Genomic DNA, 14,312 nt, shown 5'->3' with positions numbered 1-14,312 from the left:
GTGCGGGTAGGACATGCCAATCTAGCCCCCCGCCGTTAAGATCCCGTGACCAAGCCCCCCAGGCCGCCGTTTCAGCTCTTGCCGTATTCCGCCACCGTCTGCAGAAATGCCGCCAGGATGGGTGAGGCATCGCCCTTGCGGTAGAGGCAGCTCAGGTCCACTTTGAAGTTGGGCGGTGTGTCCGAGAGGGGGGCGTAGACCACACCGGGAAATTGCAGCGTGGTGGCCGACTCGGGTACCAGGCACACCCCGAAACCCCCTGCCACAAGGGCCACCCCGGTCACCGCATCACCCACCTCCTGGGAGATCTTCGGCTGAAAGCCGCGCTCGCTGCACAGGCCGATCACCTTGTCGATGAAGCTTGGCCGGGCCCCGGTGGGGAAGAGCACCAGGGGGTGGTGCTGCAGCTCGGCAAAGGGAATGCTCTCCAGCCGGGCCAGCGGATGGTCCGCGCGCACGGCCAGCAGCAGTTTCTCGGTGGTGACCTGCCTGGTCTCCAGATCTTCGAGGGGCGCGAGCATGCGGTTGAAGCCCACCGAGATGCGGCGCTGACGCAGGGCCTCGATCTGCTCCGCCTTGGTCATGGTGTGCAGCACCACCTTCACGTCCGGGTGGTGGTTGCGGAAGGCCAGCAGCAACTTCGGGATGGCGTCCAGGATGGCGGAGCCGAAGATCGCCACGTCAATGCGTCCGAGCTTGCCCTGACCGGCCCGCTGGGTGCGCTCGGTGGCCTGCTCCACGAGCGCGCGGATGTTGCGCGCTTCATCCAGGAAGAGCTCGCCCGCCTGGGTCAGCGTCATGCCCCGGGGCGTGCGGGTGAACAGGGTGACGCCCAGCTCCTCTTCCAGTTGCTGGATTTGGCGGGTCAGGGGCGGCTGGGAGATATGCAGGCGCGCAGCAGCGCGGCCGATGTTCTCTTCCTCTGCCACGGCAACGAAATAGCGCAGGTGGCGCAAGTCCATTGGAATCTCCGGGTGCGTGCGCCGGCTGGCGCTGGGTTTGATCATACCCTGGAGGTATTGAGTGGGGGAAATAATGGTATTGGACGGTAATCCTTCGAGTCGATAACTTGCGCTTCAACCCGCTGCGCTCCAGGCGCAAGGCCCTCGCCAGACGGGTAACAAGACGCAAGACACATACGAAAGAGGAGGAAGACATGAACAAGCGTTTCTGCGGACAAGCTGCGCCCTGCCGTGCCAGCCAGCGCCGCGCGCCCGTCGCCATGACCGCCATTGCCGCCGCGGTGGCGGTCATGGCGAGCGGCACTGCGGCCGCATTCCAGATCGACTCGGGCACCTCCGATGTGGTCATGTCCTGGGACAACACCGTCAAGTACAGCAACGCCTTTCGTGTGCGCAGCGTCGACCCCAGGGTCGCCGACAACTCCCTCGGCCCCCAGGCCAACACCAACGATGGTGACCAGAATTTCGGCAAGGGCCTGATCTCCAACCGCCTCGATCTGCTCTCCGAATTCGAATTCCGTTATCGCAAGGATTTCGGCTTTCGTGTCAGCGGTGCCGCCTGGTACGACGACGTTTACAACCGCGGCAATGACAACCGGGGCGCCCTCGGTGGTGCGCTGGTCAACGCCCGCTCGGTGCCGGCGGGTGAATTCACCCGGGCCACCGAGCAGCTCCATGGCCGCAAGGCCGAGCTGATGGACGTCTTTGGCTACGCCAACCTCACCCCCGGCGATCTCAGCGTCAACCTCAAGGGCGGGCGCTTCACCCAGCTCTACGGCGAGAGCCTGTTCTTCGGCAACAACGGCATCGCCGGCGCCCAGACCCCGCTGGATCTGGTCAAGGCCCTGTCGGTGCCCAACTCCCAGTTCAAGGAGATCGCCCGCCCGGTGGGGCAGGTATCCACCCAGGTGCAGCTCAGCCCGACCCTGTCGGTGGGGGCCTACTACCAGTTGGAATGGCGCAAGTCGCGTCTGCCAGCGGCGGGCAGCTACTTCAGCTTTGCCGACTTCGTGGATGCGGGGGGTGAGTCCCTGATTCTCGGCCCGGGTGCGGTGCTTTACCGCGGCCAGGACATCGAGGCGCGCAACTCCGGCCAGGGGGGCTTCCAGGTCAAGCTCAAGTCCGGCGACACCGAATACGGCTTCTACGCCGCCCAGTTCCACGACAAGATGCCCCAGTTCTACGCCCGCCCCGGCGTCAATGTGAAGGCCGGCAGCGTGGGCGACTACGTGATGGTGTACGCCGAGAACATCCGCACCGTCGGCGCCAGCATCAGCACCCTGGTGGGTGAGACCAACGTGGCGGCGGAGCTGTCCTTCCGCGACAACATGCCCCTGGTGGCCTCCGGCAACGCGGTGATCACCGGCGCCGACTCCAACGGCAAGCGCCGTGCCGCCTTCCCGGTGGGCAAGACCCTGCACCTCAACGTGTCGGCCGTCAGCGTGCTGGGCGCCAGTGCCCTGTGGGAAGGTGCCTCCTTCCTGGGCGAGTTTGCCTACAACCGCCGCCTGTCCATCAGCGACAACCCCAACCAGCTCGACCCCCTGGCCACCAAGGACGCCAGCGCCCTGCAGTTCATCTTCCAGCCCGAGTACTTCCAGGTGCTGCCCGGCGTCGATCTGCAGGTGCCCATCGGCCTTTCCTACGGCATCAGCGGGCGCTCCTCGGTGAACGGCGCGCTGTTTCCGGCCGAGCAGGGCGGCAACTTCAGCCTGGGCGTGAAGGCGGACTACCAGAAGACCTGGCAGGCCGGCCTCAACTACACCCACTACTTCGGTTCGGCAGGTTCGGTGGTGCGCTACGGCACGGCCGTGCCCGAGCTGTCCTACCAGAACTTCCATGGCGACCGCGACTTCGTGTCCCTGTCGATCCAGCGCACCTTCTGATTCGAACAAGAACATTCCGGAGACTCCTCATGACCAAGACCACGATCATCGCTGCCGCCCTCATGGGCGTGCTGGCCGGCGCCGCCCACGCCGCCGTGACGGCCGAAGAGGCCGCCAAGCTCAAGACCACCCTCACGCCCCTGGGCGGCGAAAAGGCCGCCAACAAGGACGGCAGCATCCCGGCCTGGAACGGCGGCATCACCAAGGCCCTGCCGGGCAAGAAGCTGGGCGTCATCCCCACCCAGATCTTCACCGACGAGAAGCCCCTCTACCAGGTCACCGCCAAGAACGCCGCCCAGTACGCCGACCTGCTGTCGGACGGTAGCAAGGCCCTGCTGGCCAAGTACCCGGACAGCTTCCGCCTTGATGTGTACCCCAGCCACCGCACCGCCGCGGCGCCCCAGGAGGTGGTCGACAACGTCTTCAAGAACGCCACCCGCTGCAAGACCAAGGACGGCGGCTACTCCCTTGAAGGCTGCATCGGCGGCACTCCCTTCCCCATCCCCAAGGAAGGCGTCGAGGTGATGTGGAACTACCTGATGCGTCTCGAAGCCGAGTCCATCGAATATCGCTTCAAGAACATCGTCGGCAACGCCGACGGCACCAAGACCCTGGCCACCCGCAACGAGATCGCCTTCCAGTACCCCCAGTACTACAAGGACGCCACCCCCGAGAGCTGGTCCGGCGAGTACGCCATGCTCCGTTTCAACACCCTGGAGCCCCCGTTCAAGGCGGGTGAATCCCTGGTGATCCGCGACAGCATCGACATGAAGCAGTCGCGCCAGGCCTGGCAGTACCTGGTGGGCCAGCGCCGTGTGCGTCGTGCCCCCACCGTGTCCTATGACACCCCCGACTTCGTGGCCTCCGGCGCCAACTACTTCGACGAAGTGCAGGGCTTCTTCGGTGCCCTCGACCGCTTCCAGTGGAAGCTGGTGGGCAAGAAGGAAATGCTCATCCCCTACAACACCAACGGCTTCCTCGGCGTCAAGCTCGACGAGGCCATCGGCAAGCACCACCTCAACCCCGACCACGTGCGCTGGGAAAAGCACCGGGTGTGGGTGGTCGAGGCCACGGTGGCTTCCGGCAAGCGCCACGCCGTGCCCAAGCGCAAGTACTACCTGGACGAAGACACCTGGCTGATCAGCCTGATGGATGGCTTCGACGCCGAAGGCAAGCTGTGGCGCACCACCCAGGTCACCCCCTTCGTCGTCCCGGCGCTGCCCGGCACCATGATGAAGACCGCCACCGTCTTCAACCTGCAGGCCGGCACCATGAGCGTCATCCAGGCCCTCAACGAGGAAGACTTCAAGATCGTGCCGCGCAAGAAGGAAACCTACTTCACGGGTGACGCCGTGGCCGCCGAAGCCGCCCGCTGACGCGCGTCGAGTTCATATTTTCGGTAGCCCGGATTCAGGTATTCGACGATGCAAGCCTTTCTCTCCGGTCGCGGCCTGGCCGCGACCCTCTCCTGTGCCGCCCTGGCGGTGGCCACGGCCCTTGCCACGGGCGGTGACGCCGCCCGGGCAGTGCCCGATCTGCTGGCCCAGCCGGCCCAAGCCAATGTGCGTGCGGCCACGTCCCTGCAGCTCTCGGTGGCCCGGGCCGGCAAGCGCCTGGTGTCGGTGGGCGAGCGCGGCCTGGTGCTGCTCTCCGACGATGACGGCCGCAGTTGGCGGCAGGCCCGGACAGTCCCGGTCAGCGTGGCCCTGACCCAGGTCCGGTTTGTGTCCGACAAGCTCGGCTGGGCGGTGGGCCACAGCGGTGTGGTGCTGCACAGCGCTGACGGCGGCGACACCTGGCAGGTGCAGCTGGATGGGGTGAAGGCCGCCGCCCTGATCGCCGAGGCCGCCCGGGCCGCCGCCGCCAGCGGCGACGCTGCCGCGCTCAAGCATCAGCGCGAGGCCGAGGGCCTGGTGCAGGACGGGCCGGACAAGCCCTTCCTCAGCCTGCACTTCGCCGATGCCCAGCGCGGCTGGGTTGTCGGCGCCTACGGCCTGGCCCTCGCCACCAACGACGGCGGCAAGACCTGGGAGTCGCTGATGGGGCGCATCCCCAACCCGGGCGGCAAGCATCTCTACGCCGTTACCCTCGAGGCGGACCGGCTGCTGCTGGCCGGCGAGCAGGGCACCCTGATCCGCTCGACCGACGGGGGCGCCAGCTTCCAGCGCCTCACCACGCCCTACACCGGCACCTTTTTTGGTGCCCTTGAAGTGGCCGACGGCGGGCTCCTGGCCTACGGCCTGCGCGGCAACGTCTGGCGCAGCGCCGACCAGGGGGCCACCTGGACGCGCATCGAGCTGGCCCAGCCGGTGACCTTGAGCGCAGGCCTGCGCCTGGCCGACGGCAGCCTGCTGCTGGCCGACGAGAGCGGCCGCCTGCTGCGCGGCGATGCCGCCGCCACCCGGTTTGTTCCCCTCGCCACGCCCCTGCCCACCGGCCTGACCGGCATGGTGCAGGCCGCCGATGGTGCCCTGATCGTCTCCGGAGCCCGCGGCACGAACCGCGTCGAGCCTGCAACCCTCACCGCGGAAGCCAGCAAATGAGTCACGCCCATGACATCCCCGATGGCCTGGTGATCCGCAACCTGGCCGACTTCGACGCCCGCTCAGGCACGCTGCCCGAGCGCATCCTCTTCAACAACCGGCTGGTGATCGTGGTGTTGTGCGCGCTGATCAGTGTGGTGCTGGGCTACAAGGCCATGGGCCTGTCGCTCAATGCCGCCTTCGAGAAGATGATCCCGACGAAGCACCCCTACATCGTCAACTTCCTGGAGAACCGGGGCCAGCTGGCCGGCATGGGCAACAGCCTGCGCATCGCCGTCGAGGCGAAGGAGGGCGACATCTTCGACCCGGACTATCTGGAAACGGTGAAGAAGATCGCCGACGAGGTCTTCCTCTACCCCGGCGTGGACCGACCCTACATGAAGTCCCTGTGGGCGCCCTCGGTGCGCTGGACCGGCGTGACCGAGGACGGCCTGGACGGCGGCCCGGTGGTGCCCGACGACTACGACGGCTCCCCCGGGAGCCTGGCCCAGGTGCGCCTCAACGTGGAGCGGTCCGGCGAGATCGGCCAGCTCGTGGCCGCCAACTACAAGTCCAGCATCGTGCTGGTGCCCCTGCAGGACAAGGTGGCCGAGACCGGCGAGCGCATCGACTACCACGCCCTGTCCCAGCGCATCGAAGACCTGCGCGCCAGATATGAATCCGACAAGGTGGCCATTCACGTCACCGGCTTTGCCAAGGTGGTGGGCGACCTGATCGAAGGCCTGCAGCAGGTGTTGCTGTTCTTCGCCGGCGCCATCGCCATCTGCACGGCCGTGCTCTACTGGTACACCCGCTGCCTCCGCAGCACCCTGCTGGTGGTGCTGTGCTCGATGATCGCCGTGGTGTGGCTGCTCGGCCTCTTGCCCACCCTGGGCTACGAGCTGGACCCGTACTCGGTGCTGGTGCCCTTCCTGGTGTTTGCCATCGGCATGAGCCACGGCGCCCAGAAGATGAACGGCATCATGCAGGACATCGGCCGCGGCACCCACAAGCTGGTGGCGGCGCGCTACACCTTCCGTCGCCTCTTCCTGGCCGGCATGACGGCGCTCCTGGCCGACGCGGTGGGCTTTGCGGTGCTGATGGTCATCGACATCCAGGTGATCCAGGATCTGGCCGTCACCGCCAGCATCGGTGTGGCGGTGCTGATCTTCACCAACCTGGTGCTGCTGCCCATCCTGCTGTCCTACACCGGGGTCAGCCCGGTGGCGGCCCAGCGCAGCCTGCGCGACGAGATCGCCGACGGCGCCGATGCCAGCCACGTCAAGCACCCCTTCTGGGCCTTTCTCGATCTCTTTACCCAGCGCAAGTGGGCCACCATTGCAGTGGTGGTCGGCACGGCCATGGGCATCGCCGGCCTGGTGGTGAGCTTCCAGCTCAAGATCGGCGACACCGACCCCGGCGCCCCCGAGCTGCGCCCCGACTCCCGCTACAACCGGGACAACGCCTTTGTGGTGGCCAACTACGCGGCCAGCAGCGACGTGTATGTGGTGATGGTGAAGACGCCCCAGTACGCCTGCGCCCACTACACCACCCTCACCACCGTGGATGCCCTGGAGCGCGAGCTGCAGCAGCTACCCGGCGTCGAGGCCACCAGCTCCCTGGCGGGCCTGGCCAAGGTGGCCAACGCCGGCATGAACGAAGGCAGCCTCAAGTGGTACGAGATTCCCCGCTCCCAGGACAACCTCAACGCCATCATCACCCGCGCCCCGCGGGAGATGTTCAACCAGAACTGCGACTTGCTCACGGTGTACGCCTACCTCAAGGACCACAAGGCCGACACCCTGGACAGCGTGGTTAAGGTGGTGGAGGGCTTCGCCGCCCGCCACGGCAGCGATGAGCTGCGCATCCTCAACGCCGCCGGCAACGCCGGCATTGAGGCCGCCACCAACATCGTGGTGAAGAAGGCCAATGTGGAGATGCTGGGCCTGGTGTACCTGGCGGTGATCGTGCTGGCCTTCATCACCTTCCGCTCCTGGCGCGCGGTGATCTGCGCGGTGCTGCCGCTGATGCTCACCTCGGTGCTGTGCGAGGCCCTGATGGTGTGGCTCAACATCGGCGTCAAGGTGGCGACCCTGCCGGTGATCGCCCTGGGGGTGGGCATCGGCGTGGACTACGCGCTGTACATCATGACTGTCACCCTGGCCCGGCTGAAGGGCGGCATGAGCCTGTCCGAGGCCTACTACAAGGCGCTCACCTTCACCGGCAAGGTGGTGGTGCTCACCGGCGTCACCCTGGGCATCGCCGTCGCCACCTGGGCCTGGTCGCCCATCAAGTTCCAGGCCGACATGGGCATCCTGCTGGCCTTCATGTTCGTGTGGAACATGCTCGGTGCGCTGATCCTGCTGCCGGCGCTGGGGCATTTCCTGCTCAAGCCCCGCTAATTACGCAGGGGCGGCTTCAGCCGCCCACGGACCTTGAATCAGGGCATGCCGTTGATCGGCGTCCGCGGGCGGCTGAAGCCGCCCCTACACCATCCCATTCACCGAGGAGCTTCGCCGCATGTACTCGCACCTGCTCGTACCCCTGGACGGCTCGGCGCTGTCCATCGGCCTGGTCACCCAGGCCGTCGACTTCGCCCGCAGCCTGGGGGCCCGCATCACCTTCTTCACTGCCCGGGAAGACCTGGGTGCCAGCGGCGATGGCGCCCTGTTGCGCAGCCTCGAACCGCAGGACTATGCCGAAGCGGCTGCCGGCAGCGCGAGCGCCATCCTGGCCAAGGCGGTGGCTGCGGCCGGTGCCTTCGGCATCCCCTGCGAGGCCGTGGCCCGCACCGGCCCGCGCCCCTACGAGCTGATCCTCGACGTGGCGGCGGAGCAGGGCTGCGACCTGATCTTCATGGCCTCCCACGGGCGCAAGGGTCTCAAGGCCCTGGTGCTGGGCTCCCAGACCCACAAGGTGCTGGCCCACAGCACCTTGCCGGTACTGGTGGCCAGCGTCGAGAGCAACGCCACCGGCTCGGCCGCCGAGTCGGCCATTGGCATCATCAAGGACGAGCACCGGGCCATTGCCGCGGTGATCCGTGGCCTGCGCCAGGTGGCAGCCGAACTGCGCAGCACGGCACCTCTGCCGGATCTGGACTTTCCGGCGGGGCTGGTGGCCTACCTGAAGACCTTCCCCGAGGTGCTTCACCACCCCAAGGAAGAACAGTTCCTCTTTGCCCGCCTGGCCGCCCGCAGCACCGAGAGCGCCGAGCTGATCGCCCGGCTGGAGGCCGAGCACCGGCAAGGCAGCGCGCAGATCCAAGCGATCGAGGCCTGCCTGTCTGCCACCCGCGGCGACCCCACCCTGCGCGGCGACCTGGCCGACGCCATCGACCGCTTTGCCGAGGCCCAGTGGCAGCACCTCAGCGCCGAAGAGAAGCTCATCCTGCCTGCCGCCCGCCAGCAACTGGACGATACCGACTGGCAGGGCATCGCCAGCGCATTTCAGCAAAATGCCGGTGTGTGCGTGGGCAGCGAGCAGGACGAAGCCTTCAAGCGCATGTTCGTGAGGCTGATGAACCGCGCATCCGCCTAGCTGCGGCGCGAGCGCAGCCGACCGCGGACGCGGATCGAGGATTTCGTCGTGGGCCAAGCTCCGTGGGCGGCTGAAGCCGCCCCTACCCGTGCCCCGCGACCCCGCACCCCAAGCTGGCCGTGCAGGGTTAAAGTATGCGTCCACCCCGGCCCGCAGAGGCCGCGGGTCACATAAGGACAACGGGGACACGATGGCCGAGCAGAAGCTCATTGAACAGTTCAACCTGCGCTCACGCCTGCGCTTCAACGTGGACGAGGGCCAGATCTGGCTGGACGAGAACCGCATGCTGCTGCTCCATGCCCGGTCCATGGGCGCCCTGCGCCGCGAACTGTTCGACTCCCTCGGCGCCGAGCGGGCCAAGGGCCTGCTCATCCGCATGGGGTTTGCCTCGGGTCAGCAGGATGCCGAGCTGGCCAAGAAACTGCTCGGCGCCGGCGACCCCTACGATGTCTTCCGTATCGGCCCCGAACTCCACGCCTTCGAAGGCCTCGTCAAGGCCACCATCGTCCAGGCCGACCTGGACTGGGAGCGGGGCAGCTTTGCCGGCGAGGTGGACTGGCGCAACTCCTGGGAGGCCGATTCCCACCTGCAGCTCTTCGGCATCGGCGACGACCCGGCCTGCTGGACCATCGTCGGCTACGCCTCCGGTTATGTCACCCAGTTCTTCAACCGCCCGGTGATCTTCAAGGAAACGGCCTGCGTGGCCTGCGGCGATGCCCTCTGCCATATCGTCGGCAAGCCCCTGGAGGCCTGGGGCCACGACCCCTATCTGGACTACTTCAAGCCCGAAGATCTGCAGGGCCAGCTGGACGAGATGCGCGAAGAGATCTCGCGCCTGCGCAAGACCCTCTGTTCGGGGCGCACGGCGGGAAACCTGATCGGTGCCTCCAGTGGTTTTCGCGGCGCCTTCGATCTGGTCAGCAAGGCCGCTGCCAGCCCCATCACCGTGCTCCTGCTCGGTGAAACCGGCGTTGGCAAGGAGATGTTTGCCCGCTGGCTCCACGACCACGGCAACCGGGCCGAGCAGCCCTTTGTGGCGGTCAACTGTGCGGCCATTCCCCACGACCTGATCGAATCCGAACTCTTTGGCGTGCAGAAAGGCGCCTACACCGGCGCCCAGGCTTCCCGCGCGGGGCGCTTCGAGCGCGCCCACGGCGGCACCCTGTTCCTGGACGAAGTGGGCGACCTGTCACCGGCCGCCCAGGTCAAGCTGCTGCGGGTGCTGCAGACCGGTGAGGTGGAGCGCCTGGGCGACGACCAGACCCGCAAGATCGACGTGCGCCTGGTGGCCGCCACCAACGTCGATCTGCAGCAGGCCATCGCGGCCGGCCGCTTTCGTGCCGACCTGTATTACCGCCTCGCCACCTATCCGGTGGTGATCCCGCCCCTGCGCGAACGGCGCAGCGATATTCCCTTGCTGGCCGCGTCCCTGGTGGAGAAATACGAGGCCTCCTACCACAAGAAGCTCCAGGGCATCAGCGACCGGGCCATGCAGGCCCTGATGGCCTACCCCTGGCCCGGCAACGTGCGCGAGCTGCAAAACCTCGTCGAACGCGGCGTGCTGCTGGCCCCCAATGGCGGCCTCATCGAAATCGACCACCTCTTTGCCGGCGGCGCCCCGGCACAGGCCCCGGGCGCCGAAGTGGACCGGGCCGGCCAGGTCGGCAATGCCGGCGACGCCACCCGCCAGCAGCTCTATGAAGCCATCCTCCAGGACGGTTTCGACCTGGAGCAGCACGAGGCAAGGCTGCTGGAACTCGCCGTGCAGCGTGCCGGCGGCAACCTCACCCACGCCGCCAAGCTGCTGGGCATCACCCGACGGCAGCTGGCGTATCGCTTGAAGCAGGGCGTGGAGGGCTAGGGGGCGGGGATGATCACGCGCCAGGCGGAAGCAGGCGTCCTTCCCGTTCCAACCGGCGGCATGGCTGATGCCTGGCCGGGATGGCAAAGACCGGTCCCGTCTTCCATGACGACTTCCGGCCGCGTCGTCAGCCTGCCGGCTGTTGCATCAAAAGGTGTGAAGAAATCGTAGCCCGCGGTTCGGGTTCGCGCCGGGAAGCGCAACCGTCCAAGGGTAGGGCGAGCATCGCGAAGGCGAAATCGGGCCGCGCGGCGGACTTACTGACACCCAACCAGTCGCCCTGCCACATGGCGGGCCATGCTGGCGGCCAGTTCCTGTTCGGCGACGAAGACGGCGCCGATCTTCTCCTTGCGCAGCAGGGCGGCACCATCCTCCGTTTCCGAGCGCAGAACGGCCTCGATCCCCGGATTGAGCTTGCGCGCAATGTCCACCATCTTGCGGCTTGCCACGGGGTCGGGGATGGTCACCACCAGCATGGCGGCCTTGGTGATATGAGCCTGCACCAGCACGATCGGATCCGAGGCATCGCCCGTTACCGCGGCTTTGCCACGTTTGCGCAGGGCTTCCACCACTTCCCTGTTGCTGTCGGCCACGACATAGTGGATGCGTGAGCGGTCGAGGGTGTCGGCAATGTGCTTTCCGACCCGCCCATGGCCCACCAGGACAACCTGATCCGAGAGCAGCTTGCGATCGGTGGACATGGGCAGCGCAGCGAGGGGGTCATCCCGCAGATCAAGCTTGCGCGCCCAGGCCGAGCGGGCGCGGGCCCAGGTCTGGGCTGGGCCGATGGCCGCAAAAAGCAACGAATTGAGGGCGATGGAGATCAGTGCCCCGGCGAGGATCAGATTCTGCCCCTCGATGCTCAGCAGCCCCAGGCTCAGGCCCAGCCCCGCCAGGATGAAGGAGAACTCGCCGATCTGCGCCAGACTGGCCCCCACGGTGAGGGCCGTGTTGAGGGGGTAGCGGAAGGCCAGGACCAGGCCCACGGCGGCCACCGTTTTGCCGACCAGGATGATGACCACGACCGCCAGCACCTTCAGGGGCTCGTCGAGGAGCACCCGGGGGTCGAACAGCATGCCGACCGAGACGAAGAACAGCACCGAAAAGGCATCTCGCAGGGGGAGCGAGTCCTCGGCCGCGCGATGGCTGAACTCGGATTCCCGCATCATCATTCCGGCAAAGAACGCCCCCAGGGCGAAGGAAACATCAAACAGGACGGCCGACGCATAGGCCACCCCCACTGCGGCGGTGATCACGCACAGGGTGAACAGCTCGCGCGAGCCGGTACGGGCCACCAGCCAGAGCACGCGCGGGAAGGCCCGCCCGCCCACCACCAGCATCAGGGTGATGAAGGCGGCGACCTTGGCCAGGGTCAGGCCAATGGTCAGCGCCAGGGCCTTGAAGTCTCCACCGGAGGGCGGCGCATCGCTGCCACCGAGGAGGGGCGCGAGGGCGGGCAGCAGCACCAGCACCAGCACCATTGCCAGGTCTTCCACCACCAGCCACCCGACGGCGATGCGTCCGTTGGTCGAGTCGAGCAGACCCTTGGCTTCCAGGGCGCGCAGCAGCACGACCGTACTGGCGACCGACAGGGCCAGACCAAAGAGCACGGCCTCCCCCATGGGCCAGCCCCACCAGAGGGCTGTTCCGGCCCCCATGGCGGTTGCCGCGGCAATCTGCACGACGGCGCCCGGTACGGCGATCTTCCGGACGGCCAGCAGATCGTTCAGTGAAAAGTGCAGACCTACGCCGAACATCAGCAGCATCACGCCGATTTCAGCCAGCTGGCCAGCGAGCGCCAGGTCACCGACGAAGCCGGGTGTGCCCGGGCCAATGGCGACGCCGGCAAGCAGGTAGCCCACCAGTGGCGGAATGCGGAGGCGCGAAGCAATCAGGCCCAGCACCATGGCGAGGCCGAAGCCGGCGGCAATGAGGGCGATCAGGGAGACGTCATGGGGCATATAGGGAAATGTCAGAGTAGGGGCATCCGCCTGTTCGACGCCTATCGATCCGGTCGGTTCTCGCGGGATTCAAGCGTGTAACCCGGCTTGGCTGTGCCAGCGGCTGCGTCGCCCTGTCAGCCCGGGTTTCAAGGTTCAAAAGGCGCCCATGGCCACCCCGGCCGCCAGGGCGGCGCCAAGTTCCTCTCCCTGCAGCAGATCGGCCGGGGGGATCAGTTTCGGGGCGAGGATGGCTTCAGGTGTCTGGGCACGGGTGCACACGATCAGGGGCGGGGCGACATCCCGAAGCCGCCAGCCCGTGGCGATGCGCGCGATCTGTCGGGCGGCGTTGCTGCCGTCGCTGCCGGCGCAGACCAGCGTTGCGTAGGGTCGGCCGTTGATGCGGTCCAGTACCGGATAGTAACAGCGGTCGAAGAAGTCCTTCATCAGGCCGGCGATGGCGGCCAGGTTCTCGGGTGTGGCAAATACATAGGCATCGGCGCCCAGCACATCCTCGGGGCCGGCGTCCGTCGCCTTCAGAAGGCGCACGTGCACGCCGCCTTCGTCGGTGGCCCCGCGGGCCACCGCTTCGGCCATCTGGCGCGTGGCACCCGTGGTGGAGTGGTAAACGATGAGCAGGGTCTTGGGGGAAGGGGCGGACATGATCGGCACCGGGGTGGGCGAGACTGCCTGAGCCCGAGCCTAGGTCTGTCTCCGGCGCGGGTCAATGCCTTCCCGGGCGGCGGCGGCCGTGCTTGCCAGCGGGACGCGTTGCGGCGACCATCGCCCCGGCACTGCGCCACGCATCTTCTGGAGACGGGATGAACAATTCACGCCATTTTGCCCGTGTCATGGCCCCTCTTGCGGCCCGGGTTCGACCCTGGCATTTCGCCCTCGCCCTGGCGGCGGCCTTCGGCCAGTCAGCGGCTCCGGCCCATGCTGCCGAGCCCTGCGTCGGTGGCGTCGCCCCCCACCTGCAGGAGGCGGGCATCGCTGACATACGCGCCTTCGCCCGTGTTCAGGGCAAGCGCATCCTGAGCTTCGTCGGCTACTCGGCCGCCGGCTATGAGGACCCGGATGCCATGCTGGCGGAGGCGGGTCGGGTGCTGGACGTCCACTCTCCCGCCCGAACCCTGATCAACATCGGTGCCACTGCCGACGGGATAGGCGCGGTGTACGCCCTGGCCAGGTCCCGTGGTTTTGTGACCATCGGTATCGTCTCCTCCCTGGCGCGGGACGAAAAGCTGCCCTTGTCCCCCTGTGTTGACGAAGTCTTCTTCATCAAGGATGCGACCTGGGGCGGCCGTCTGCCGGGGAGTCGCCGTCTCTCTCCCACCTCGGCTGCGCTGGTGGCCGTCAGCCACCGTGTCGTCGGAATCGGCGGGGGCGAGGTGGCCCGCGACGAGATGCTTGCCGCGCGTGCCGCGGGTATCCCGGTCAGCTTCCTTGCGGCGGACATGAACCATGCGATCGCCAGGGACAAGGCCCGCAACAAGGGGCAGGCGGAGCCCGTCGACTTCCGCGGGGCTGCCCATGCGGCACTGGGCGTGGCGCGCTGAATCCCGCGTCGCCGCATCGGTACGACCTGGCTGAAGACGCCCGAT

At 67.2% G+C, this 14,312-nt stretch carries 10 protein-coding genes; 7 read left to right on the top strand and 3 right to left on the bottom strand.

Annotated features, from left to right (window positions below):
* Nucleotides 1-71: 71 nt before the first annotated feature.
* Nucleotides 72-962, bottom strand: coding sequence for a LysR substrate-binding domain-containing protein (locus tag J0L98_RS07245; RefSeq protein ID WP_296410963.1), 891 nt, complete (start codon nt 960-962; stop codon nt 72-74).
* 260 nt (nt 963-1,222) lie between these two features.
* On the opposite strand from J0L98_RS07245, the gene J0L98_RS07240 reads away from it, so the two are divergent.
* The 6 genes from J0L98_RS07240 to J0L98_RS07215 all read left to right on the top strand — a co-directional run bounded on the left by J0L98_RS07240 (nt 1,223) and on the right by J0L98_RS07215 (nt 10,768).
* Nucleotides 1,223-2,848 carry a DUF1302 domain-containing protein gene (locus J0L98_RS07240; RefSeq protein ID WP_296410995.1) on the top strand — a complete coding sequence of 542 codons (1,626 nt, stop codon included), beginning with the start codon at nt 1,223-1,225 and terminating at the stop codon, nt 2,846-2,848.
* Between the two features lie 29 nt (nt 2,849-2,877).
* Nucleotides 2,878-4,224 carry a DUF1329 domain-containing protein gene (locus tag J0L98_RS07235; protein ID WP_296410962.1) on the top strand — a complete coding sequence of 449 codons (1,347 nt, stop codon included), beginning with the start codon at nt 2,878-2,880 and terminating at the stop codon, nt 4,222-4,224.
* Nucleotides 4,225-4,272: 48 nt separating this feature from the next.
* Nucleotides 4,273-5,391, top strand: a complete 1,119-nt coding sequence (locus tag J0L98_RS07230) for a YCF48-related protein (protein ID WP_296410960.1) — start codon at nt 4,273-4,275, stop codon at nt 5,389-5,391.
* Complete coding sequence (locus tag J0L98_RS07225; RefSeq protein WP_296410959.1) at nt 5,388-7,772, top strand: MMPL family transporter; 2,385 nt, start codon at nt 5,388-5,390, stop codon at nt 7,770-7,772. Before J0L98_RS07230 ends, J0L98_RS07225 begins: the two co-directional genes overlap by 4 nt.
* A 118-nt stretch (nt 7,773-7,890) precedes the next feature.
* Nucleotides 7,891-8,907, top strand: coding sequence for a universal stress protein (locus tag J0L98_RS07220; RefSeq protein WP_296410958.1), 1,017 nt, complete (start codon nt 7,891-7,893; stop codon nt 8,905-8,907).
* A gap of 190 nt (nt 8,908-9,097) precedes the next feature.
* Complete coding sequence (locus tag J0L98_RS07215; protein ID WP_296410957.1) at nt 9,098-10,768, top strand: sigma-54-dependent Fis family transcriptional regulator; 1,671 nt, start codon at nt 9,098-9,100, stop codon at nt 10,766-10,768.
* 257 nt (nt 10,769-11,025) lie between these two features.
* Here J0L98_RS07215 and J0L98_RS07210 read toward each other — a convergent pair whose 3' ends face one another.
* Nucleotides 11,026-12,729: a cation:proton antiporter gene (locus tag J0L98_RS07210; RefSeq protein ID WP_296410956.1), complete on the bottom strand. Its 1,704-nt coding sequence runs from the start codon at nt 12,727-12,729 to the stop codon at nt 11,026-11,028.
* A 135-nt stretch (nt 12,730-12,864) separates the two neighbouring features.
* Nucleotides 12,865-13,371 (bottom strand): NAD(P)H-dependent oxidoreductase, encoded by a 507-nt coding sequence (locus tag J0L98_RS07205; protein ID WP_296410955.1) that lies wholly within the window; start codon nt 13,369-13,371, stop codon nt 12,865-12,867.
* Between the two features lie 158 nt (nt 13,372-13,529).
* Between J0L98_RS07205 and J0L98_RS07200 the strand changes: the two genes are divergently transcribed.
* A complete protein-coding gene (locus J0L98_RS07200; RefSeq protein WP_296410954.1) occupies nt 13,530-14,267 on the top strand; it encodes a hypothetical protein in 738 nt (245 codons plus the stop codon).
* The last annotated feature ends 45 nt before the right edge of the window (nt 14,268-14,312 follow it).

It is taken from the genome of Zoogloea sp., assembly GCF_017302315.1.
GTDB lineage: Bacteria > Pseudomonadota > Gammaproteobacteria > Burkholderiales > Rhodocyclaceae > Zoogloea.
The sequence above is the reverse complement of the archived record's forward strand: the minus strand, read 5'-3'. Positions and strand labels throughout refer to the sequence as shown.